The sequence below is a fragment of the Idiomarina fontislapidosi genome (assembly GCF_003226255.1).
Classification (GTDB): Bacteria; Pseudomonadota; Gammaproteobacteria; order Enterobacterales; family Alteromonadaceae; genus Idiomarina; species Idiomarina fontislapidosi.
Genome location: NZ_QJST01000012.1, coordinates 1 through 22,045 on the forward strand (window position 1 = coordinate 1; position 22,045 = coordinate 22,045).

Genomic DNA, 22,045 nt, shown 5'->3' on the forward strand with positions numbered 1-22,045 from the left:
CGATCACTTAGCGTAAAAAGAGGGTTATGAAAAAGAACGGCTAACAGGTGATCGGATAACTCCGGAATCGCTGTTCGGAATCACCGAAATACGCAAGTGGCGAGCGTTACAGCCATTTTGACGATACCGCGGCGCATAAAACCTTGCCGTTCGGCACCTTGGTGCGTGTGACCAATCTCGCCAATGGTGAGTCAGTGGTGGTGAAGATCAATGACCGGGGCCCCTTTATCAAAGGACGTATTATTGATCTTTCACGTTCCGCTTTTGGCGAAATCGCTGACCTCGATGTCGGTATCATTGATGTAAAAATGCAAGTGATTACTGACTAACTAAAGCACATGCCATGGCTCTGCGCGCAAAACGTCGCGGAGCTCTTCCTCGTAGCTCGGTTTAAGATGTGTTATCCAGACGCTATGTGGCGGCTTTTCGAGTTGCTCTAATAGGCGGCTGACTAATGACGGCGTCATGTGCTGGGTTTTGATTGCCACTTCTTCGAGCCTGTCAGGGAACGAACATTCCACCATCAGTGTGCTAATGGGGGGTAATTCGTTGAGCTTTGAGACAAGGGCGTCGGTCACGATGCAGTCGGCACAAAACACAAAATGTGAGTGAGCACTGACTTTGGGTTGTTGCACTGCGTACCCAATGGTGGGTATGGCGTGTGGCACTTCGAACGCGGTGAGCGTCATGCCTTGATGCTCAATGACCTGGCCTGGCTTAATCTCCACTAACTCGAGCATGGACGTGCCATTATCTTGCACCTGAGTAAAGTCGGGCCAAATATCATTATTAAAAATATGCTGTTTAAGGCGCTCTAAGCTGTGGGCGAGACCATACACTTTAAGCGGTAAACGACTTTGGTCAAACAGGTTACTGACGAAGGTGGGTAGCGCCGCTATATGATCCATGTGGGCATGGGTCAAAAAGATATGGCGGATGGCTTTCATTTCGCTGAGTTGTAGCGACGATAAGCCGGTTCCGGCATCAATGAGCGTTTCACCGTTTAATTGAATGCAGGTCGACCCTTTTTGCGGGTTACCACTGAGTCCACCACTACTTCCGAGCACTCGAAACATTGCACACCTGTTATAAAAAGAGGACACTTATCGTTACAACTATAGTATCGATTTAATTGTCAGTTCGAAATAGGATTCGCTAGGATTATTCCAGACAACTCGAAGGAGAATGAGATGATAAAAACAACAACCGCAACCATCCAAGGTCATGAAGTTGAAAAGTATCTCGATATTGTGGTGGGTGAGGCGATCTTAGGCGCCAACGTATTCAAAGATATCTTTGGTGCGGTGCGCGATATTGTGGGTGGCCGTGCGGGAGCCTACGAGCGTGAGATGACTCGGGCGCGCGAAATTGCGTTTGCAGAGGTCGAAGAAAAAGCCAAGTTATTAGGTGCTGATGCGGTGATTGGCATTGATATCGACTATGAAGTGGTTGGTCAAAAAGGTGCTATGATGATGGTCAGCGTCAGCGGTACCGCCGTTAAACTTAAAAAATAAGGAGCAACAGTGCAGACATCAACACCCGATCACACTTCCGCAAAACAAGCGATGATGCCACAACTTGTGGTGGTATCGATTTTTTGGCTGGGTTTACTGTTGGTGGCAAGCTGGGTTAAGCCCGATTACAGCCATATGAGCCAGTACATCAGCGAAATTAATGCCACCGGCACAACGGCAGCCGGTGTTCTAGGCTGGGTGGGCTTTGTACCCTTTGCGATTGTGGTGTTAAGTTTCTTGGTGTCTGCGCGTAGCCGAGTACGTGTTGAGGGTATCAGTGCACTCGGCTACGCATTACTGTTCTTTTACCCCTTTGCTTATTTGGGCGCAGCGCTTGCGCCTTGCGATGCGGGTTGTCCGATTGACGGTTCGGCATCGCAGACGATTCACAATTGGATCGGTATTCTAAGTTACTTGGGCTTTGCCGCCGGTACGTTGTTGCTCGCCTTTACTCCTCGCGCGCATTGGGTGTTGCGAATTGTCTTTGTGTTATTGGCGATCATTATCGGGTTAGGCTTTTTCATCATGCCAACCGAAAACCTCGAACCCGTTCGCGGCGCAATTCAACGGTACCTCGAAATTGCCCAGTTAGCTGTATTCTGGCTCCTACTTGGAATCACCCGTAAACACTCCTCAAACGAATAGAGGGCAGTATGGCACGCACACAAATACGTTTATCGGTCGAAGGAATGAACTGCGGCTCCTGTGCGAGTCGCGTTGATAAAGCGTTAAATAGTGTCAAAGGTATTGAGGATGTCAGTGTTAACTTAGCGTCTGATGCCGCAGAAATGACGTTGGTTTCGGCCTCGCAAGAGGATGCGATTCAGGCAATTCGAGATGCGGGTTATGATGCTCATGCGATTGTCGATCGTGAAGCCGAAATGGCGCGACAAGAGCAGCAGAAGGCGAGTGAGTTCAAGGAATTAAAGCGCGATCTGATTATCGCCGTGCTACTGACCCTGCCTGTGTTTGTCCTCGCGATGGGCAGTCATTTGATTCCAGTATTTGGCGAGTGGATTGATTCCACGCTTGGCCAATCGACTCATTTCTGGATACAAATGGTGTTGACTACCCTAGTGTTGGCATGGCCGGGGCGTCGCTTTTATCAATTAGGTATACCCGCGCTATGGCGACGTGCCCCTGATATGAACTCATTGGTTGTGTTGGGCGCGACAGCCGCTTGGGGGTATTCAGTGGTTGCTACGCTAGCGCCACAATGGCTGCCAGCACACGCGGTCAACGTTTACTTTGAAGCCTCCGCGGTCATCGTCACACTGATTTTAGCCGGGCGATTTTTAGAGGCTCGGGCGAAAAGCCACACCTCCGACGCGATCAAGCGTTTATTGAACTTACAAAGCAAAACCGCACGTCGTGTGCGTGACGACGACAGTAGCGAGACTGTCGATATCAAATCACTGAGCAAAGGCGATATGATCGAAGTGCGTCCAGGCGAACAGGTACCTGTCGACGGCACAGTCGTCAACGGCGCCAGCTATGTTAATGAATCGATGATTACCGGTGAGGCCGATCCGGTCGCGAAAGAAACGGGCGATAAGGTCGTTGGCGGCACCATTAATCAACAGGGTAGTTTCCGCTTTAAAGCTACCGCGATAGGTGAAACCACGGTGCTGGCGCAAATTATCCGCATGGTTGAACAAGCGCAAGGCGCCAAGTTACCTATCCAAGATACCGTTAACCGAATTACGCTGTGGTTTGTTCCTGCGGTTATGGCGGCAGCGGCACTCACTTTTTTGGTGTGGTTTTTTGCTAAAGGCGACAATGCGCTCACGTTTGCCTTAATTAACGCAGTAGCGGTACTCATTATTGCATGCCCTTGTGCCATGGGGCTTGCGACGCCCACTTCTATTATGGTGGGCACGGGACGCGGCGCCGATGAGGGGGTATTATTTAGGCAAGGCAGCGCATTACAGCAAATCGAAAACGCGCGTATTGTGGTGTTTGATAAAACCGGTACCTTGACTTCAGGTCACCCAGAGGTAGTGAGTTGGGAGACAACGCAAGCAGATCATGATGCGTTAACGCTCGCGGCGAGTCTTGAGCAACGTTCAGAGCATCCAACCGCTCAGGCGCTGGTTAATTATGCTGAAGCTAAAAGCAAGCAGCTGACCCAACCCGATAATTTTAATGCCTTAGCGGGGCTTGGTGTTGAGGGCAAGGTTGATGGCCGTACGTTATTGGTTGGCTCGCGTACCTTAATGGATGAGCAGTCTATTGCGGTCGACAGCGCTCAGCAGCATACTCAAACTATCGAGCGCAACGGGCAAACCCCACTCTATGTGGCGATTGATGGTCAGCTAGCTGCTGTGTTTTCGGTTGCGGATCCGATTCGACCGTCAGCAAAGGCATTAATTAACTATTTGGGTGAGCACAACATACACACCGCTATGGTGACTGGTGATGCCGAAGCGACCGCACAAAAAGTTGCAAAAGAGCTCGGTATCCGTGAAGTGGTGGCTGGGGTTAAACCCGATGGTAAAGTGGACGCGGTTAAAAAACTGCAAGCACAGTATGGTACGTTAATTTTTGTCGGCGATGGTATTAATGATGCGCCCGCTTTGGCTGCTGCCGATATCGGGATCGCTGTCGGCACGGGCACCGATGTGGCGATTGAAAGTGCCGATGTGGTGATGATGTCAGATGATTTGAATGGCGTGCGTAATGCGTTTGGGTTGTCACGTCAGACAATGCGGAATATTCGCCAGAACCTATTTTGGGCATTTGCTTATAACACCGCACTGATTCCGGTGGCGGCGGGTTTACTCTACCCATTTTGGGGCATTACCTTGTCACCTATGTTAGCTGCTGGCGCGATGGCGCTTTCAAGTGTGTTTGTCATTTCTAATGCGTTACGTCTTAAACGTATTTCTTTGTAAGGAACCTCAGTGAAGTTAGGAGTTTTTGATAGCGGCGTAGGGGGGCTCACCGTTGCCCGCTCATTGCAGCGCAGTCGTTACTTTTCCGAGTTGTTATATTTCGGGGATACGGCACGCGTGCCGTATGGTAGCAAAGACAGTAACACAGTGACTCGATACGCACTTGAGGCGGTTGAGTTTTTCAATGGTACTGATGTGGACGCTTTGGTTGTTGCGTGTAACACCGTGAGTGTGGTGGCGCTGGAAACCATGCAGAAGTTTTCTAATAAGCCGGTCTATGGCGTGTTAGAGCCTGGTGTAATGGCACTTGAGCAAGCGACTGAAGTTAACCACGACAGCCATGTACTGGTGATAGCAACACGCTCGACGATTCAATCGGGTGAATACCAGCGGCGTATAAAGCAGCTTGGTTTTGAGCATGCCACGGCGATGGCGACGCCTTTGTTTGTGCCGATTGTCGAGGAGGAACTTTACGACGGCGCGATTTTACATGCCACCTTTGAGCATTACTTTAGCGCGCTAGAGCGGCCAGACGTTGTGCTGTTAGGATGTACTCACTTTCCACTGATTAGCGATGCGATCAGTGAATATTTTAGTGGCGCAAAAACGATCCATTCGGGCGAAGCAATGGTACAGTGGTTAAGTCAGCATTTAGATCTAAAGCGTCAGTTTGAGCAAACACCGATAACCATTCACGCCTCTGAAAATGTCGATGCGGTAAGACGCGTCGCGAAACGGTGGCAATTGAGTTTATAAGGACACGTCATGTTTGAAGCATATGGTGTAACATTTTTTGCAATCGCGGTTATTTTAGCAACGGTACTGGTTCAGTGGTTGATAGCCAGCGGTCAAAAAGCAAAAGAGCAAGGGGCAATACCCGGCACGCCACCGCAGCAGCAGGGACACGAAAGTTTTATCTTTAGAGCATGGCGCACACACCAAAATAGTGTAGAGAACCTGAGTGTCATGCTGGGAACGGTGTTTCTAGCCGTTATAAGCGGTGTAAGCCCGTTTTGGACTGCGCTTTTGACGGGATTATTTGCCCTAGCGCGTATTCTGCACATGATTCTCTATTACGTGATCGCCACGAACAAGAACCCAAGCCCACGTAGCTATTTTTTTATGCTAGGTTGGCTTGCCAACGTCGCTTTATTGTTATTGACTGTGGGTCACTTAATCGGAAGCTATCTTTAAAGGGGCTTTCTATCAGGGCTGACAAACGTACGTCGGGCGGTCGCAGAGTTGAGCGTTTCGAGATTATAGTGCTGGCTTAAAATTCCGGCTAAATCATCAACTAAATCGCTATTGTGCTGTTTGAACTCGGCAAAGTCAGTGATCGGCTGTTCATTTAGACGTTGGCTCATAATACGCAGCGTTGCCACCGTTACGGTATGGTGGTAACGCTCGTTGAGTGCCATGATGTGTTGATTAGCGCGTAGCGTGGTGACCACTTCGGCGAGAGCAATAGGCCACGGTGCTCGCTTGAGGTGTATCCAAGCAAGTCTCAAATGCCAATTGTGATCAGTATCGCCTCTGCTAAACAGGCCCTGCTCGATGGACTCTAAAAAGCCATCGTCTGATAGTGAGCGGTTATCCATAACTCTTGCTTTCTAAAAAATTTAATCTATTGTGCCTCAATTACTCGTATACTGTCGATTTAGTTCACCCTTTTTGCAAGTCCATTAACCGCATCTGGTCAGTCCTGTTTTTAGAGTGTGTGCTTCGTTCAACCTAACCTGTTGATTTTCTGCTATCATCTCGGCAGTCAATTTATCTTGGTTTAGGAGTCCGAGCGCATGTCTGACGAACAAAAACGTCCTTTGTATATTCCCTATGCGGGACCATCGTTGTTAGAAACACCGTTGCTGAATAAAGGCAGCGCGTTTAGTAAAGAAGAGCGAGCGGCATTTAACTTAACGGGCTTGTTACCGCCCCGTTATGAATCAATCGAAGAACAGGCCGAACGTGCCTATATGCAATATAAGAGCTTCGAGACTCCACTTAACAAGCACATCTATTTGCGCGCTATTCAAGATAATAATGAAACCTTGTTTTATCGTTTGCTAACGGATCATTTAGAAGAAATGATGCCGATTATTTATACCCCTACAGTGGGCGATGCGTGCGAAAAATTCTCTGACATTTACCGCAGTTCACGTGGCTTGTTTATCTCCTATTCTGAACGCGATCAGCTCGATGATATTTTGCGCAACGCGACTAAGCAGAAAGTCAAAGTGATCGTCGTCACCGACGGTGAGCGCATTCTCGGTTTAGGTGACCAAGGTATCGGTGGTATGGGCATTCCCATTGGTAAGTTGTCGCTGTACACCGCTTGTGGTGGTATCAGTCCCGCGTACACCCTGCCAGTGATGCTGGATGTCGGTACTAACAACGAAAAATTGCTGAATGACCCGATGTACATGGGGGCTCGCCACAAGCGGATTAATCAAGAGCAATATGATGAGTTTTTGGAGAAGTTTATTAAGGCAGTGACCCGCCGTTGGCCCGGCGTGATGCTGCAGTTTGAAGATTTCGCGCAGCCCAATGCGATGCCGTTATTACGTCGCTACCGTGATGAAGTGTGCTGTTTCAATGATGATATTCAGGGCACCGCATCTGTCACCGTGGGCACATTGCTGGCGGCTTGTCGTCAAAAAGGCAAACAACTCAGTGAACAGAAAGTCGTCTTCGTTGGGGCAGGCTCTGCCGGCTGCGGCATCGCTGAGCAGGTGATGATTCAAATGATGGCCGAAGGACTCAGCGAAGAACAAGCGAAGAAGCAAATCTTTATGGTTGATCGCTATGGTCTTGTGGTAGATAGCATGAGCGATTTGCGTGACTTCCAACAGGCGCTAGCGCAACCTGTGGATAGTCTGGGGGATTGGCAATACAGTGGCGACTATCCATCGCTGTTAGATGTCATTCATTGTGCTGAACCCGATGTATTAATTGGGGTTTCAGGTCAGGCAGGCTTGTTTACCGAACAAGTCATTACCACCATGGCACGGTACGTGGATCAACCGATTATTTTCCCGCTATCGAACCCGTCGAAGCATGTCGAGGCGCACCCCCATGATGTGATTAAATGGACACAAGGTAAGGCGATTGTCGCCACCGGTAGCCCATTTGGTGAAGTCGAGTGGGAAGGCACCACGTATCCGATAGCGCAATGTAATAACAGCTATATCTTTCCGGGCATCGGTTTAGGTGTTATCGCGGTGAAGGCGACACGTGTCAGTGATGAGATGTTCCGAGTGGCCAGTAAGACGCTGGCGAAAGCCTCGCCGAGCGCCAACGGTAAGAATAAGAACTTATTACCCGGTTTTACCGAGCTGGCTCAATTGAGTAAAGACATTGCCTTTGCGGTTGCGAAAGTGGCACAAGAAGAGGGCGTTGCGCTTGAAATCGACGATGAGGTACTCAAGCAACGTATTGAGAAAAACTTCTGGTCACCTGAGTACCGTCGTTACAAGCGCGTCAGCATTTAAGCTGACGCCTCGATGGCATGAACTAAATCGGCGAGTAAATCTTCTTTCCGCTCAATGCCGACAGACAATCTTAGTAAGTCGTTGGGTACAGGCGTGCCCGACCCTTCAATACTGGCACGATGCTCAATGAGGCTCTCGACGCCGCCAAGCGAGGTGGCGCGGTGCCATAACCGTGTTTTGGCAGCAGTGCCGACCGCTTGGTGCTCGCCTCCGACTAATCGAATCGATAGCATGCCACCAAAGCCGCCTTGCATTTGCTTACGGGCGACTGCATAACCAGTAAAAGACGGCAACCCTGGGTAGAGCACTTCGCAAACCATGGGGTGTTGCTCCAATTGCTCAGCAAGAAACATTGCCGAGTCACAGCTTTCGCGCACACGCAGATATAAAGTACGCATCCCTCGTAATAGCTGAGCTGCATCCATCGGTGACGGTACTGCGCCGCCTTGTGCACGTATTGCCAAAATACGCTGCCAGAAATCATCTTTTTCTCGCGTGGCGAGTGCGCCGGCGATAACATCAGAGTGGCCGTTCAGATACTTAGTCGCAGAATGCATAACGATATCAGCGCCCAATTCGAGTGGACGTGTTAGTATCGGTGTGGCTACGGTTGAATCGACAGCTACTCGCGCGCCATGTTGCGTAGCAATATCGGCAATGGCGCGAATGTCACTCACGGTCCACATCGGGTTGCCGGGCGTTTCGAGCCAAATCAGTTTGGGTTGGAGCTGCATGACTTTATTTTCGACTTTATCGAGTTGCGTCATATCGACAAAGTGAACGTTAAGCCCGGCATCGGTTGCCAAACCCTTTAACCAATTACGTAATGCCCAGTACATGATGTCTGGCGCCAATACCGTGTCGCCGGGCTTCAGTGCTTGAAATACAGCGGTCGCGGCCGCCATGCCGGAGGCAAATAATTTTGCATCCGCGGCATGTTCGAGTTGAGCAATGAGTTTTTCCGGTGCGTCGTAGGTTGGATTATCGGCGCGAGAATAGACTCTTCCGCTACGATATTGATTATCCTCATCTCTTTGGTAAGTGGTTGATGTAAAAATACCGGGGATGATCGGCTTGAATGGCGTTGTTAAGTTATCCCCGCCTTGAGCGAGGGATGTTTGGAAGCTGTCGTTGATCTTTTTTGTCATAAATTTGTTTACTCAGTAATCTAATTTAGCTCTATTGCGTATGATCTGAGTGTATTTTGGTCTCAAAATGAGAGGTAATGCAATGCGTTTGTTAAAAGCTTTATTCGCGGGTTCGGTGTTGTTGGTCGCAAACTCGGCACTTGCTAACGAATGTGAACTGACAATTACTAGTACAGATAACATGCGTTATGATAAAAGTGAACTTTCTGTTCCAGCCAGTTGTTCTGAAGTAACCCTTACTTTAGAACACTCAGGCAAAATGGGTAAGAAAGTAATGGGTCACAACTGGGTGCTGAGTAAATCTAGCGATATGCAATCAGTTGTGCAACAGGGTATGTCGGCAGGCCTCGATAACAACTACGTGCCTGACTCGGATACAGTGATTGCTGCAACTGACGTGATCGGTGGTGGTGAATCAACGAGTGTGACATTTTCTACTGAAGGAATGAGCGCAGATGGAGACTACATGTTCTACTGCACATTCCCAGGTCACTCGGCAATTATGAAAGGTCAGTTCAAGCTGACTCAATAATCTGAATCTAAGCGAGTTAAAAAACCCGCGGCTGCTCGGCACCCGCGGGTTTTTATAGGGAATTATGAGACGTTTTACATCGTGTTTGCAGGTTACATTTCTAGCTACATTATTCACCTTATCAACGGGTCTTCATGCGCAGAGCTTTGGTGCAAGAGAAGCACTTGTTAATGTTGCACCGGTTCAATTCGAAAATGAGAAAAATCGAGTTGAAGCTGTAGGTACAGCTGAAGCACAGCGAGCCGTGACGTTATTCTCTCCGGTCAGTGAACGTGTAACTCAGGTTAACTTTGAACCCGGCGACCGTGTGCAAGCGGGCCAAGTATTAGTGCAACTCGATGATCGCCGCGAACAGGTGGCATTGCGGCAAGCACAAATCAGCTTAAAAGATGCTGAACGCACCGTGAAACGTTTAAGACAAAGTTTTGAGCAGGGCGCCGTCCCGCAATCGGAACTCGATAATGCGATTTTACTGCGCGACCTTGCTGAGGTTGAGGTCGATCGTGTTAAAACAGAAATTGCTGACCGCACCATCATTGCGCCCTTCAATGGCATCGTGGGTATTACCGATATTGAAGAAGGCGACCGCATTAATGAACAAACACAGATAGCAACGATTGACGATCGCGACACATTGTTAATTAATTTTCAGATCCCCGAGGCAGCGGTCTATTTGCTTAAGCCGGGGGTTACTCTCGAAGTCGAACCGTGGCGCTATTCGGGGCAGCCGGTGAATGCCGAGATCGTTGAACTCGACTCACGCATTAACCCAACCACCCGGATGTTTAGAGCACGTGCAAAAGTCGATAATAAAAACGATGATTTCTTACCTGGCACAAGCTTCCGTACTGCGATAGAAGTCGCAGGTGAGGAGTTTGCCTCGATCCCCGAAGTGGCGCTTTCTTGGGGCGCTAACAACCCTTATATTTGGCTTGCCGAAGATAACAAAGCAAAGCGGGTTGAGGTTCAAATTGAACAACGGCTTGAGGGGCGTGTACTGGTATCCGGCGAGATTAACCGTGATGACACCTTGATTGTTGAAGGTGTGCAAAGTCTTCGTGATGGTCAACCCATTAAGTACGAGTTAAGTGAGTTAGATGCAGGCGCTGAAGAGGTGGTTGAGTAATGTCTGACAAACAACAGCTGCCTGCACACGAGGGTAATGACCTACCATCCGTGTCAATTCGCCGGCCGGTACTTATTGTTGTACTCAATATTCTCATTGCACTGGCGGGCGTGGCTGCGCTCATGGGTGTAGAAGTACGTGAACTACCCGATGTCGACCAGCCGGTAGTTACGGTGCGTGCCTCATTACCTGGCGGGGCGCCCGAAACAGTTGATGCAGAAGTTACAAGTATCCTAGAAGGTGCCGCTGCACGCGTATCCGGGGTTAAATCGATTCGCTCGCAGTCAGAGGAAAACTCTGCTCGTACTGTGGTCGAATTTCAGCCGAGCGTTGATCTGGATGTTGTGGCGGCAGAAGTACGCGAGGCGGTTAACCAAGTTAGACGCGAATTACCTGAGGACGTTGAGCAAGTCAACGTCGTAAAAGCGGATGACGATGCCCGCGCGGTATTGGATATCGCGGTATCGAGCGAAACGCTTAGTCTAGAAGAGTTAACGCGCCGCTTAGAAACTGACTTTGCGCCAGAGTTTCTGTCGATCGAAGGCGTAGCCGACGTGCGTTTGAATGGAGCGCGTGAGCGCGTCCTCCGAGTCGCTCTTGATCCACTTCGATTAACCAGTTTTGGCCTGTCTGTCACCGATGTCGCTGACGCGTTGCGGCAAGCGCCCTTTGATGTGCCTGCTGGCAGCCTAAGGTCGACTGACCAACGTATTATTATTCGTGCCGATGCGACGTCGGTTAACGCTGAGCAAATCGAAAATATCATCATTTCGGGTGACACCCGTATTGGCGATGTTGCACAAGCTTACTTTGGCCCCGCGGATGCCGATAGCTTTGTACGTCTGAACGGCAAGCCGGTGGTCGGTGTTGGTGTTATCCGTCAAGCGGGTTCAAATACCATTGAAATTTCCGACCAAGCGTTAGCCATGTTGGAGCGCTTGCGTGAGCGGTTTCCTGACATGGAAATGACCGTCACCAATGATGACGCGCTATTTATTCGTAAGTCGGTCGCCGAGGTGGTGACCACGCTAGCCATTACCATTGCCTTAGTGGTTGCCACTTTGTGGGTCTTTATTGGTTCATTCCGTGCGACCATTGTGCCGGCGCTCTCAATCCCCGTGGCGTTATTTGGCGCGATTGCGGCGATTTGGCTGATGGGCTTCTCGATTAATATTCTCACCTTGCTCGCGCTGGTCTTGGCGACGGGGTTGATTGTCGATGATGCCATCGTTGTGGCGGAAAATATTCAGCGGCGTCGTGCCATGGGCTTGGGAAGCCGGGCGGCAGCAGTGCTGGCGACGCGTGAAGTGTTCTTCGCGGTTGTCGCGACAACCGCCGTGCTGGTTGCCGTGTTTGTTCCTATCGCCTTCCTGCCTTCAACCGCCGGACGATTGTTCCGAGAGTTTGGCGGCGTGCTTGCAGCGGCGGTCGTTATCTCCTCCTTTGTCGCGCTATCATTGGTGTCCGCGTTTACTGCGAGATTGCCAAAGAATGCCGGTAAGAAGAATATTTTTGGTCCGATTGGCCATTGGTTTAAGACAGGTTATGAGCGGACGTTGAAGCTCGCGCTCAATGCGTCCTGGGTCATTGTCGCTTTCTCATTGATTGCAGCGACGGGGGCGGTTTTTGTATACGATAATGTCGCCAGTGAGCTGTTACCGAACGAGGATCGAGGCGTCGTACGTATTTTTGCTCGTGGTCCTGATGGTGTTGGTCTCAACTTTATGGACCGGCAAGCCCGTGCACTGGAAGAGGTGCTGATTCCGTATCAGCAAGAAGGTGCGTTCGAAACACTCTACACCGTGGTGGGTCAATGGGACCCTAATATCGCGTTTATTACTGCCAACATGTATCCGTGGGAAGATCGCGATATTACGCAACAAGAAGTGATTAACGAAATTCGTGGCCCACTGGGACAAATCCCGGGTGCTCCGGGGCGTGCTTTTGGTAGTAACTCATTGAATGTTCGCGGTGGACAAGGTGGTGGTGCCGTTGAAATGGCTATAACGGGTGAAAGTTACGCCGAAATTTACCAAGCAGCGCGTCAGTTTACGGCGGCTGTGCAAGCGCGCTCCGAAACTTACAGTAACCCGAATATCTCCTATCAACCGACTCAGCCTCAGTTACGGTTTAAAATTGATCGTCGCCGTGCCGCTGAATTGGGTGTTTCATTAAACGATATTTCTTCAACCTTACGCGCTGCGATCAATGGTGATGATGTCGCCGATCTGAATGTCGGAGACCAACAGATCCCGGTGATCTTACAGACGCGATTAAATGCAATTAAGTCGCCGCAGGATATGCAAAACCTTTACGTATCATCGACCTCAGGTGAGCTCGTACCTATCTCGAGTGTTGCTGAGATTGTCGAAGAAGGCGTGTCAGCCGAACTCGAGCGTCATGCGCAACGACGTGCGATTGAGGTAGAAGTAGAGATACCACCCGAGTATCCGCTGTCTGAAGCTACTGAAGAACTGCGCGCGATTGCACAAGACGTGTTGCCTGACAGCATGGGCCTCATTTTCTTGGGCGAAGCACAAACATTTGAAGACACCAATCGTGAAGTTGCGATGACTTACATCCTGGCATTTTTGATTGTGTTGTTGGTGCTTGCTGCCCAGTTCGAGAGTGTTAACAGTGCCTTTGTCGTCATGCTTACGGTGCCCTTTGGTATTGCCGCGGCCATTTACGCATTGGCGTTAACCGGGATATCACTGAATATTTACTCTCAAATAGGTTTGGTGATGTTAATCGGGTTGTTGGCGAAAAACTCGGTATTGTTGGTCGAGTTCGCGGACCAATTGCGCGACCGTGGACTTTCGGTGCGTGATGCGGTGGAGCAAGCGGCATCTATCCGCTTACGTCCTATTATGATGACCTTGGTCTCAACCATTTTAGGTGGATTGCCACTGATTCTCTCGACAGGCGCGGGTGCAGAGGCACGTAACTCAATTGGTTGGGTTGTATTTGGAGGACTCGGTTTAGCAACTGTCTTTACGCTTTACCTCACGCCTGTGCTGTATTTGTGGTTAGCGCGCTTTACTAAACCACGGGCTGACGAAGCGCAACGTCTGCACGATGAACTCGAAGCGGCTAATCAGCAGGGTCATTAATCGACCATTTAGCCTTGATACGTTGCAAAGTGCCGTTAGCACGCAGGGTATCAAGGCTACGATTAATCCGCTTAACCAGCTCAGGGTTAGTACTGGTCACACCGAAGCCGACGGGCGTTGGCTGCGGTGATTCCCATAACACTTTCAACTTAATATTAAGTTTATCTGCGATATAAAAAGCGACGCGTTTGGGCATAATAACGGCTTTAACCTTGCCTTTAGCCAACGCATTCATCGCCTCTGATTTGGAACTCATCTGCTCGATACGAAACTGACTTTTTAATCCCAATTGGCTCAAATACGACTCTAACGAGGAATGACGATCGCCCGTAATATGCTCACCGACCAAGTCTTTTACGCGCCGAATGTTTTGATTATTCGCCAGTGTGAGTAAGGCGGGCTGACGAGTGTAATACGAGTCGGTAAATAGAAAATAGGGCTTTCTGGCGGCACTGACTTCGGCGCCCACGGCAATATCGATAGCGTGATGGCGGAGTAAACTCATGACGTCATCCCATGTGTGGGCTTCAAAGCGATAGTCCGCTTGCAGTTCATTGAGTATTGCTTTCGCGACATCAACATCGAATCCAGTTGCTTGCCCCTCAGTACTAACAAACTGATAGGGTTCAAAGCCTGTGGCGAGTCCAACGGTGAGTGGGTCCTGCGCACTGACTGAGGTCGATACGAGTGATATGAGTGAGGTCATACCCAGCCAGCAGCGACGGTTCATTGAACGGACTCTTGCGCCGCTAACTTACAACGAATGTAGTCGGCGTGATCAATATAAAGTAAGTCGGCTAATTTGCGCAGCATGCTCTCTTCATGTGGGTCGAGCGCGCCATCGGCATATGCAACTTGCCATAACGACTCGAGTAACATGACCTTATCATCGTAAGCGAGTGCCTTTAAGGGGGCTGTAGCGTCATAGAGAGAGGCCGCATCGCGGACATGCGCTTTGGCATGGGCGATAAGTTCATTGGCCGACTCCGCCGACTGTTTAAAGTCTTGTTGTAACTCGTGTACGAGGTAATCGTGCTCGCTCTGTTCAAATTGGCCATCGGCTAAGGCAACTTCCATCATCAAAATGAGGCTTAATGTCTCATTCGCGTCCAAGTTACCAAAGTGAGGGCGAGTGTCACTTTCGTCCGCAACGCGGGTATTCAACCATGTTTTCAATTTTTGTAGCATGATACTTCGTTCACTCTCGTGTTCAGTCTAAAATATTGGGTAAACGCACAATAAAGGTAGTGCCTTCATTGAGTTGCGATTGCACCTCTATGGTTCCATTCAGTTTGCGTTGAACCAAATTGTAAACAATGGACAAGCCCAAACCTGAGCCACCATCGTCGCGAGCAGTGGTATAAAACGGCTCGAATATCTTATGCTGAATAGCCGGATCGATGCCTGCGCCATTATCGGTAATACGTAGCAACGCATCGTTATCTTGCTTTTCTACGAAAATATCAATCTGATGGTTCTTATCGGGCGCTTTAAAAGCATGCTCGGCACAGTTGCTGATCAGGTTGGTGATAACTTGAGCTAAGGCGCCCCGATAGGTTTTAATGGTGAGCTCTTGTTTGCAGTGCGTATTGATACTGACTTTTTTATTTTTCACCATCGGTCGCAAGCTCATCACGAGCGAACTAATGTAATCGCAAAGAGCGCATTCAACGAGCTCAAAGCTCGATTGGTCAACCGCAGTTTTTTTGAAGTTCTGAATTAAACTTGCCGCTCGCTCTAAATTGCTGTTCATCAGTGTGTAAGCATCGAGCGTGTCGTCGATATACTGGGTGAGTGCATTGCGTGAAATTTTGCCGTCTTCAAAACTCTGCTTGAGCTTTTTTAGTCGATGTTCGCAGTGTGTGGTGGCGGTGACTGCGATACCGAGTGGCGTATTGACCTCATGTGCGACGCCCGCTACCAGCTTGCCTAAGGCGGCCATTTTTTCAGTTTCTACGAGACGATCTTGTGCCTGCTTGAAATTGCTCAGCGCATCTTCTAACGATTGTGTTCGTTCTGCCACCCGTTGCTCGAGTTGCTCGTTGTGGCTAATTAACAGTTGCTCATATTTGACACGCTCGGCAGCACTGACGGCGCGACCATAAATATCGGCAAGGATACCGACAAAGGCGACTTCATCGCTGCTCCACTGGCGATTCTTTTGAATGCTTTCGCAGCACATCACGCCTATCATTTTGCCTTTATGGCGCAGAGGAACATCGAGCATGGCAACAATGCCATAATGCGCTAGGTAATCTTTGAGTTCAGATGTCGCTGGGTGCTCGATTGCGCGATTAGCGATAATAGTGCGCTCTTGTTTGAGTGCGTTGAAATAATTAGGGAAATCGACTGCGCAGACCGTCGCGGATGACTGTTCGCCCTGATTGGCATCAAGTAAGTAATCACTTTTGATGCATGCGCTCTCGTCATCATAGAGCCAAACACCAACGCGACTAATATCGAGCCCTTCAATGACAGACTTTACTATCAGCTGCGTTGCTTGTTCGAGTTTTCCTTCGTCGATAATCGGCGACTTAGAAACCTGCAAGAGGATGTTCTCGAGTTTCTCGACCATGATATTAGGTATCGATTGCTTGTAACCCCACTATACAACAGTGGGGACTATTGTCGAACCCTTCATCAAAAGGCTTCATTTGCCGCTGTGTCAGCGACCAGCTGTCGGAACCAGCGGTGCCCAGCATCATGTTGTAATAACGGGCTCCATATCATGGTCAAAGTGAGTCCAGGAATGCGGAATGGCGGTTCCTTCGTGACAAGATAGTCATCGTCCTTGTAGAGCGCCGCCGCACGGGTTGGTAGGGTTGCAATCAGCCCTTGGCGAGCGAGGTACATCGCTACGTGGTAGTTTCGTGTAAACACTTTAATTTGTCGGCGTTTACCCAGCTCTGCGAGTGCTTCATCGACCCAGCCCAGCTTTTGCACATCTTGTGGATCCATACCTACGCCCACGCCAAATCCGGTTTTTGAGACCCACACGTGTTGTGCTTTTAAATACTCGTCTAGGGTATAGTTGTTAAGTAAAGGGTGCTGGTGATGGATTAAACAGGAGAACTCGTCTTGCCAAAGTACCTTTTGGTGAAAGGATTGTGGCAGCTTTTCAAAGCGGTTAATGGCTAAATCAACTTTACCATTTTCGACGTCGTGAAAGCTGATATCACTGGGAGTCATGATATCAAGCGAAACGTTGGGTGCTTGCTCTTCGAGTTGGCTCAGTAATCGTGGCATCAGTGTCGATGCAGCATAATCCGAAGCCATGATACGGAACACACGCTTGCTAGTCGGCGCATCAAATTCACGTACGGGTTGGATCATCTCCTCTACAGAATACAAAACAGTGCGTAATGACTCTTGCATATCCAAAGCGCGCTGTGTTGGCGTCATGCCGTCAGACGTGCGCACTAAGATAGGGTCATTGAGTAAGTTGCGTAGCCGTTTGAGACCATTGCTCATTGCCGGCTGGGTAATATTTAATTGCGCAGCTGCGCGCGTGACGTTGCGCTCTCTAAGCAATACGTCTAGATAAACCAGAAGGTTAAGGTCGATATCCTTGATGGTATTCATAAAACGCAAAAATCCCGATACAAAGCATGTATCGGGATTATAAATGTTATGAATGTGTAACGCTAGTGTTATACATTACGTGTTGCCGTCGCTGGTGAAATCTGTGCAGCACGCAGCGCAGGACCCCAGACAGCAAGTATACCAATCACCCACATCGTTAGCATTGCGATGGGTAAGTAGATATAGCTTAATCGTGGCAGATTAAAGCTGCTCACTAACCACATATTAAGTGCTATGCTGCCTGCGACGCCCACAAAAATGCCGACACTTGTTACTAGGATGTTTTCTGTTAAAAAGTAACTCATGATGTCACTTTTTTGTGCGCCTAATGCGCGGCGCGTGCCAATTTGACGGCGGCGACGGTTAATTGAGAAGCTCACTAGGCCGACAATACCTAACGCAGTGATGATGCAAAGAATGACAATAATGGTCCATAGAATGGCTTGTAATGCCGAGTCGCCGCGGTAGCTATCCATGCGTACTTGCGTCATGGTTTCGGTTTCTCGCACCATACGACCTACATCCCTTTGTTTCATAAATTGCTCAACTTGTGCAATCGCTTCATCTCGTTGTCCAGGCTTGGCTCTGACCAAATAACGAGAATAGGGCGAATCAAACTTGTTTGGCACCAGCATGGCATGGTTAATGGTTGTCCATCCGGTCCATGGCGCTTGCAAGTGGTCCATGATGCCAATAATCGTTAACGGCTCGTTACTTTGGATATAAACCGTTTGCCCAACGATCTCTGTTGGACTCAGATCAGGAAATAAGCTAGTTGCTAACGCTTCAGTCAATAAGACAGACTGCGGCCAGTCGCGTGTGTTGCGATCGCGATAACTGACTTCTGTTGCTTTGAAATTCTCGCCTGCAATCAGCTCAACATCCAAAGTATTTAAACCGTGCTCATCGGTCATATACAGCGCAGTCGGCACGGAGTTTTCGCCCTCGCCCGCTTTGGTTTGTAAGCCCATCGACCAACCTCCATTACTCATGGGGATAGCGTTAATCTGGACGGCATCAGTCACACTCGGAAGCTTGCGAATAGCGTCTAAATCGGTATCGATGACATAAGGGGCGTCAAAGTCTGTCGCGTAACCCACACTGGTAACGTAAAACTGGTTGTCCTCATCAAGACCCGATGAGCGGCTAATTAAGTCACCACGTGCGTTGATCAGGTGTATGGCGTTGACGATGATGGTCATGGTGACAGCCACTTGCAGGGCAATCAGCAGTGCACCTACCTTGTTGCGCATCAGAGATCTAAAAATCGGTCCTATCTGACTCATGGTTCTCTCCTCAATTACTCTGATTTAAGTTGTGAAGCAGGTGGAATACGGCAGGTTCGCCAGGTCGGGTAGGCACCCGCGAGCACGCTACTGATAATCGCGAGTAAGATACCAATACCGAGTAACGGTAGGTTGAGCGACGCGAGATCGTTGACTTGCTCACCATATAAGTACTCAATACCAAGGAGCCCTAGCGCGGCTAAAATCAGTCCGCCAATACCGCCGGCGATACCAATCAATACCGTCTCAACGAACTGTTGCTGATAAAGCTGCATACGGGTTGCACCGACTGCCCGTCGTAAGGCAATTTCGCCGGTTTTAAAGCTGAATTTAGTGAGTAATAGACCGATGGTGTTAAGTAAGCAGACAGCCAAGAACATCAATGACAAGTACATCATCACTTCTGCATCGTCATCGACGACATTTTCATGTTCCATCCAACCCATGACGTCGGTCAAACGGTTGTTCAGCGGGCGAGGGAAGCGACCAAGCTTCTTCTGCTCCTCAACATAAGCATTCAGAAAACTCATGTATTCTTGTTTTGCTTGTGTACTGTCGAGCTGTGCCCAGAACTGAAAGTTCACACACTCGGAGGTTAAAAAGGATTTAAACCCTTCACCTTCGGGCATTTTCCAACAGTTGGTATTACCGCTATTCGGCAGCTCCATGGTCTCCTTAAGTTTGAACGGGAGATAGGCATCCTCCATCTCATTGAAGGCACCTGTCGTCACGTCGTAAAAGCGCGGCTTCAGCACCCATTCATCGAGCACACCGACGACACGGAACTCTTTACCTTCTAAACGTACGGTACGACCCACTGAGTTTTCACCGGCAAATATCTCTTCATTCGCGGATTTGCTCAGTACGATGCTCCTATCACCGGTTTCGTCGGCACTATCACTCCAGCCTTGCCCATATAAAAAGGGTGAGTTGAACATCGAAAAGAAGTCGTTATGGGTGAGTCGTAAGCGAGCCAAGAAGGGCTCCTTGCCCAAACCTTGCGGCTCGATGACGCCACCTGACTGCGCCATCGCCGTTTGCAGTTGCGCAGGCGCTTGTGCTTTAAGTGCCGTGGCATCGGTATAAGTCAGTTGATCCGGTGGCTCGTTAGGCTCGTCATAGGGTTCATTGGGCGACCAGTTATCTAATTGAACATAAAACAAGCGGTCACTTTTTTCAGGAATAGGGTCGGCCGACATTAAATAATTAATGGTGATGGTTGTCATCGCCGCGCCAATCCCCAGCGCAATAGCGCCACTCATCAGTAAGGAAAGTAATGGATGGCGTTTTAAGCTGAGCCATGCAAGCCGGGTGTAATATAACCACATAAGCGCCTCCTATGCGTTGACGGTGGCAAGCTCAGGCTTGCTTAGTTGTTGTTCAGTTACTTGACCGTCCAGTACCTGAATATGACGGTGGGCACGTTCAGCCTGTGACAAATCGTGCGTCACCATCACGATAGTGGTACCTGTTTGATTAATGTCCTCAAGTAAACTCATGACACTGTCCGCCATTTTGCTATCAAGGTTACCGGTTGGCTCATCGGCGAGAAGAAACAGCGGATTACCTGCAAGCGCGCGAGCAATGGCGACACGCTGCTGTTGCCCACCCGAAAGTTGCGACGGCAGATGACGCATCCGGTTGGCGAGTCCCACCACATCCAAGCTGTGTTCAATGCGCTCTTTGCGTTCAGCTTTGCTAAGTTTGCGATAACGCAAAGGAACGTCCACATTATCGAACAAGTTGAGATCGGGAATTAGGTTAAAGCTCTGGAAGATAAAACCTATTTTCTCGTTTCGCAATTGCGAAAGTTGCTTGTCGTTGAGGTGTTTAACCGAACGTCCGTCGAGGGTGTATTCACCGTCGTCGAACGACTCGAGTAAACCGGCAATATTCAAGAATGTTGTCTTACCCGACCCCGAAGGGCCGGTGACAGCAACAAAGTCGCCTTCATTTACCGTTAAGCTAAATTGCTTAAGGGCATGGGTTTCGACGGTTTCGGTACGAAATACTTTGGTGATGTTGTTCATTACGAGCATGGTGTATTCCTTATTGATTAATGACGACGCTTTCGGCACCGTTAAATGATTGGGTATCGGAGATAATCACGCGATCGCCAGCGGTTAGACCCGAAATGATTTCAACTTTAGAGAGGCTGCTGGCGCCGGTTTGAATCGGTGTTTTTAAGGCAATGCCATCGGTGACTACATAAGCAACGCGGCCGCCTTGGTTTTGCAGAAAAGGACCTCGTTGCAAGGTGAGGACATCATCTTTTTGATCAAGAATAATCCGACTGGTGAGGCGTTGGTTTTGACGCAAACCCGCCGGTGTCTCGTTGCTGAATCGCAGCGTACCGATGACCTCGTTATTGCGAATTTCAGGTGAGACAGCGACTAAGGTGGCGCTATGTAGTTGACCGTTGTAATTGATTTCGGCCGCCATACCAATCGCCAGGTCGTCCGCATAACTTTCTGGGATACCAAGCTCAACTTCAAACTCGGATAAGTCGACGACACCGAGCACCGCTTGGTTTTTCGCCACTTGATTCTTTTGGTCGACTTCGAGGTTACCGACGATCCCGCTGACAGGAGAGACAATCGTTAACCCATTAACTTGACGCTGCAGTTCGTTGACTAACAGCTGTTGGCGATCGACTTTAAGTTGCAGTGATTGAATGTCAAACGCAAGGCTTTCGCTATTGAGCTTGGCATCCTGTACCGCATGTTGATAAACGACTTGTGCGTTGTTTAACTCATCTTGTGCTTGTTCGTAGTCGATTTCGCTGATGGCTTGTTTTTCCCACGCGCGATCGGCGCGGCGCTTCTCGCGATCAGCCGCGGTTAGCGTCACGTGCGCTAAATCAACGAGCTTTTGGTTCTCAAGAGCGGCTTTCTTTGAGTTAATGCGCTGGCGATCAAGTTCCATTTTTAAACTCGCCAAGCTTGCCTGCTCTTGCTCAAGTTTGCTCTTTAGTTCGGGGCTCTCAATGGTGGCAAGCGCTTGCCCCTGCTCGACCGCATCACCCGCACCGACATGATAGGTGATGACACCTTCAGCAGGCGCATACAGGGTTGGGCTTACAGCAGCCACTACTTTGCCCTGTATCGATACATCGCGAGTAAAGTTACCCTGTTCGACGGTAGCAAAGCGAAGCTCACTTGATTCGACCGCGGCTTCGGCGGATGACCAAGTCACGAGCATCGGGATGGCACTTGCAATAAAAGCAGCGACGACGGCGCCGCTGATGCCCCATTTTAGCCAAGGCTTTTTTTTAGGTGCACGAACAACGTCTTGTCCGCTGGTATCTGATATCTTAGTCATAAGGTTCCCTCTGATTTAACTTGATTAGTAAGTCGCTATGG

20 protein-coding genes and 1 pseudogene are annotated in these 22,045 nt (G+C 49.4%); 10 read left to right on the top strand and 11 right to left on the bottom strand.

The genetic code is table 11. From position 1 onward, the window contains the following. Positions 1 to 89: 89 nt before the first annotated feature. Positions 90 to 329, top strand: a pseudogene (locus DFP83_RS11055) (septal ring lytic transglycosylase RlpA family protein); the annotation flags it as partial. On the opposite strand, the gene DFP83_RS11060 reads toward DFP83_RS11055, so the two are convergent. Then, entirely contained in the window at positions 330 to 1,076 is a 747-nt protein-coding gene (locus tag DFP83_RS11060; protein WP_110575703.1) for a 3',5'-cyclic-nucleotide phosphodiesterase, read from the bottom strand. It abuts the pseudogene before it with no gap. A 114-nt stretch (positions 1,077 to 1,190) separates the two neighbouring features. Here DFP83_RS11060 and DFP83_RS11065 point away from each other — a divergent pair, with 114 nt between their 5' ends. From DFP83_RS11065 to DFP83_RS11085, 5 genes are read left to right on the top strand one after another with little or no spacing between them, the layout of a single operon-like run. Beyond that, positions 1,191 to 1,514: a heavy metal-binding domain-containing protein gene (locus DFP83_RS11065; protein ID WP_110575705.1), complete on the top strand. Its 324-nt coding sequence runs from the start codon at positions 1,191 to 1,193 to the stop codon at positions 1,512 to 1,514. Between the two features lie 9 nt (positions 1,515 to 1,523). Continuing rightward, on the top strand, positions 1,524 to 2,159 hold the full coding sequence (locus DFP83_RS11070) for a DUF998 domain-containing protein (protein ID WP_181416409.1): 636 nt from the start codon (positions 1,524 to 1,526) through the stop codon (positions 2,157 to 2,159). 8 nt (positions 2,160 to 2,167) lie between these two features. Further along, complete coding sequence (locus DFP83_RS11075) at positions 2,168 to 4,408, top strand: heavy metal translocating P-type ATPase (protein WP_110575707.1); 2,241 nt, start codon at positions 2,168 to 2,170, stop codon at positions 4,406 to 4,408. A 9-nt stretch (positions 4,409 to 4,417) separates the two neighbouring features. Continuing rightward, entirely contained in the window at positions 4,418 to 5,164 is a 747-nt protein-coding gene (gene murI / locus DFP83_RS11080) for a glutamate racemase (RefSeq protein ID WP_110575709.1), read from the top strand. A 9-nt stretch (positions 5,165 to 5,173) separates the two neighbouring features. Next, a complete protein-coding gene (locus DFP83_RS11085) occupies positions 5,174 to 5,602 on the top strand; it encodes an MAPEG family protein (RefSeq protein WP_110575711.1) in 429 nt (142 codons plus the stop codon). On the opposite strand, the gene DFP83_RS11090 is transcribed toward DFP83_RS11085, so the two are convergent. Beyond that, positions 5,599 to 6,006: a hypothetical protein gene (locus DFP83_RS11090; protein WP_110575713.1), complete on the bottom strand. Its 408-nt coding sequence runs from the start codon at positions 6,004 to 6,006 to the stop codon at positions 5,599 to 5,601. The genes DFP83_RS11085 and DFP83_RS11090 overlap by 4 nt on opposite strands. A gap of 198 nt (positions 6,007 to 6,204) precedes the next feature. Between DFP83_RS11090 and DFP83_RS11095 the strand changes: the two genes are divergently transcribed. Next, entirely contained in the window at positions 6,205 to 7,896 is a 1,692-nt protein-coding gene (locus DFP83_RS11095) for an NAD-dependent malic enzyme (protein ID WP_110575716.1), read from the top strand. On the opposite strand, the gene DFP83_RS11100 is transcribed toward DFP83_RS11095, so the two are convergent. After that, on the bottom strand, positions 7,893 to 9,044 hold the full coding sequence (locus DFP83_RS11100) for a trans-sulfuration enzyme family protein (protein WP_110575718.1): 1,152 nt from the start codon (positions 9,042 to 9,044) through the stop codon (positions 7,893 to 7,895). The two genes, DFP83_RS11095 and DFP83_RS11100, sit on opposite strands and share 4 nt — an antisense overlap. Positions 9,045 to 9,126: 82 nt before the next feature. Between DFP83_RS11100 and azu the strand changes: the two genes are divergently transcribed. From azu to DFP83_RS11115, 3 genes are all read left to right on the top strand, one after another. Beyond that, positions 9,127 to 9,576, top strand: coding sequence for an azurin (gene azu, locus DFP83_RS11105; protein WP_110575719.1), 450 nt, complete (start codon positions 9,127 to 9,129; stop codon positions 9,574 to 9,576). Positions 9,577 to 9,640: 64 nt separating this feature from the next. Beyond that, positions 9,641 to 10,702 (top strand): efflux RND transporter periplasmic adaptor subunit, encoded by a 1,062-nt coding sequence (locus DFP83_RS11110; protein ID WP_110575721.1) that lies wholly within the window; start codon positions 9,641 to 9,643, stop codon positions 10,700 to 10,702. Further along, positions 10,702 to 13,815 carry an efflux RND transporter permease subunit gene (locus DFP83_RS11115; RefSeq protein WP_110575723.1) on the top strand — a complete coding sequence of 1,038 codons (3,114 nt, stop codon included), beginning with the start codon at positions 10,702 to 10,704 and terminating at the stop codon, positions 13,813 to 13,815. Before DFP83_RS11110 ends, DFP83_RS11115 begins: the two co-directional genes overlap by 1 nt. On the opposite strand, the gene DFP83_RS11120 is transcribed toward DFP83_RS11115, so the two are convergent. The 8 genes from DFP83_RS11120 to DFP83_RS11155 all read right to left on the bottom strand — a co-directional run bounded on the left by DFP83_RS11120 (position 13,796) and on the right by DFP83_RS11155 (position 22,004). Next, positions 13,796 to 14,545 carry a substrate-binding periplasmic protein gene (locus tag DFP83_RS11120; RefSeq protein ID WP_110575725.1) on the bottom strand — a complete coding sequence of 250 codons (750 nt, stop codon included), beginning with the start codon at positions 14,543 to 14,545 and terminating at the stop codon, positions 13,796 to 13,798. The two genes, DFP83_RS11115 and DFP83_RS11120, sit on opposite strands and share 20 nt — an antisense overlap. Further along, complete coding sequence (locus DFP83_RS11125; RefSeq protein WP_110575727.1) at positions 14,542 to 15,003, bottom strand: tellurite resistance TerB family protein; 462 nt, start codon at positions 15,001 to 15,003, stop codon at positions 14,542 to 14,544. Before DFP83_RS11125 ends, DFP83_RS11120 begins: the two co-directional genes overlap by 4 nt. Before the next feature lie 22 nt (positions 15,004 to 15,025). Beyond that, complete coding sequence (locus DFP83_RS11130) at positions 15,026 to 16,390, bottom strand: GAF domain-containing sensor histidine kinase (protein WP_110575728.1); 1,365 nt, start codon at positions 16,388 to 16,390, stop codon at positions 15,026 to 15,028. A gap of 65 nt (positions 16,391 to 16,455) precedes the next feature. Beyond that, a complete protein-coding gene (locus DFP83_RS11135) occupies positions 16,456 to 17,397 on the bottom strand; it encodes a LysR family transcriptional regulator (RefSeq protein ID WP_110575730.1) in 942 nt (313 codons plus the stop codon). Positions 17,398 to 17,465: 68 nt separating this feature from the next. After that, complete coding sequence (locus tag DFP83_RS11140; RefSeq protein WP_110575732.1) at positions 17,466 to 18,683, bottom strand: ABC transporter permease; 1,218 nt, start codon at positions 18,681 to 18,683, stop codon at positions 17,466 to 17,468. A gap of 14 nt (positions 18,684 to 18,697) precedes the next feature. Next, on the bottom strand, positions 18,698 to 20,011 hold the full coding sequence (locus DFP83_RS11145) for an ABC transporter permease (RefSeq protein WP_110575733.1): 1,314 nt from the start codon (positions 20,009 to 20,011) through the stop codon (positions 18,698 to 18,700). 9 nt (positions 20,012 to 20,020) lie between these two features. Beyond that, a complete protein-coding gene (locus DFP83_RS11150; RefSeq protein WP_110575735.1) occupies positions 20,021 to 20,722 on the bottom strand; it encodes an ABC transporter ATP-binding protein in 702 nt (233 codons plus the stop codon). Between the two features lie 10 nt (positions 20,723 to 20,732). Next, complete coding sequence (locus DFP83_RS11155) at positions 20,733 to 22,004, bottom strand: efflux RND transporter periplasmic adaptor subunit (protein WP_110575737.1); 1,272 nt, start codon at positions 22,002 to 22,004, stop codon at positions 20,733 to 20,735. Between the last annotated feature and the right edge of the window lie 41 nt (positions 22,005 to 22,045).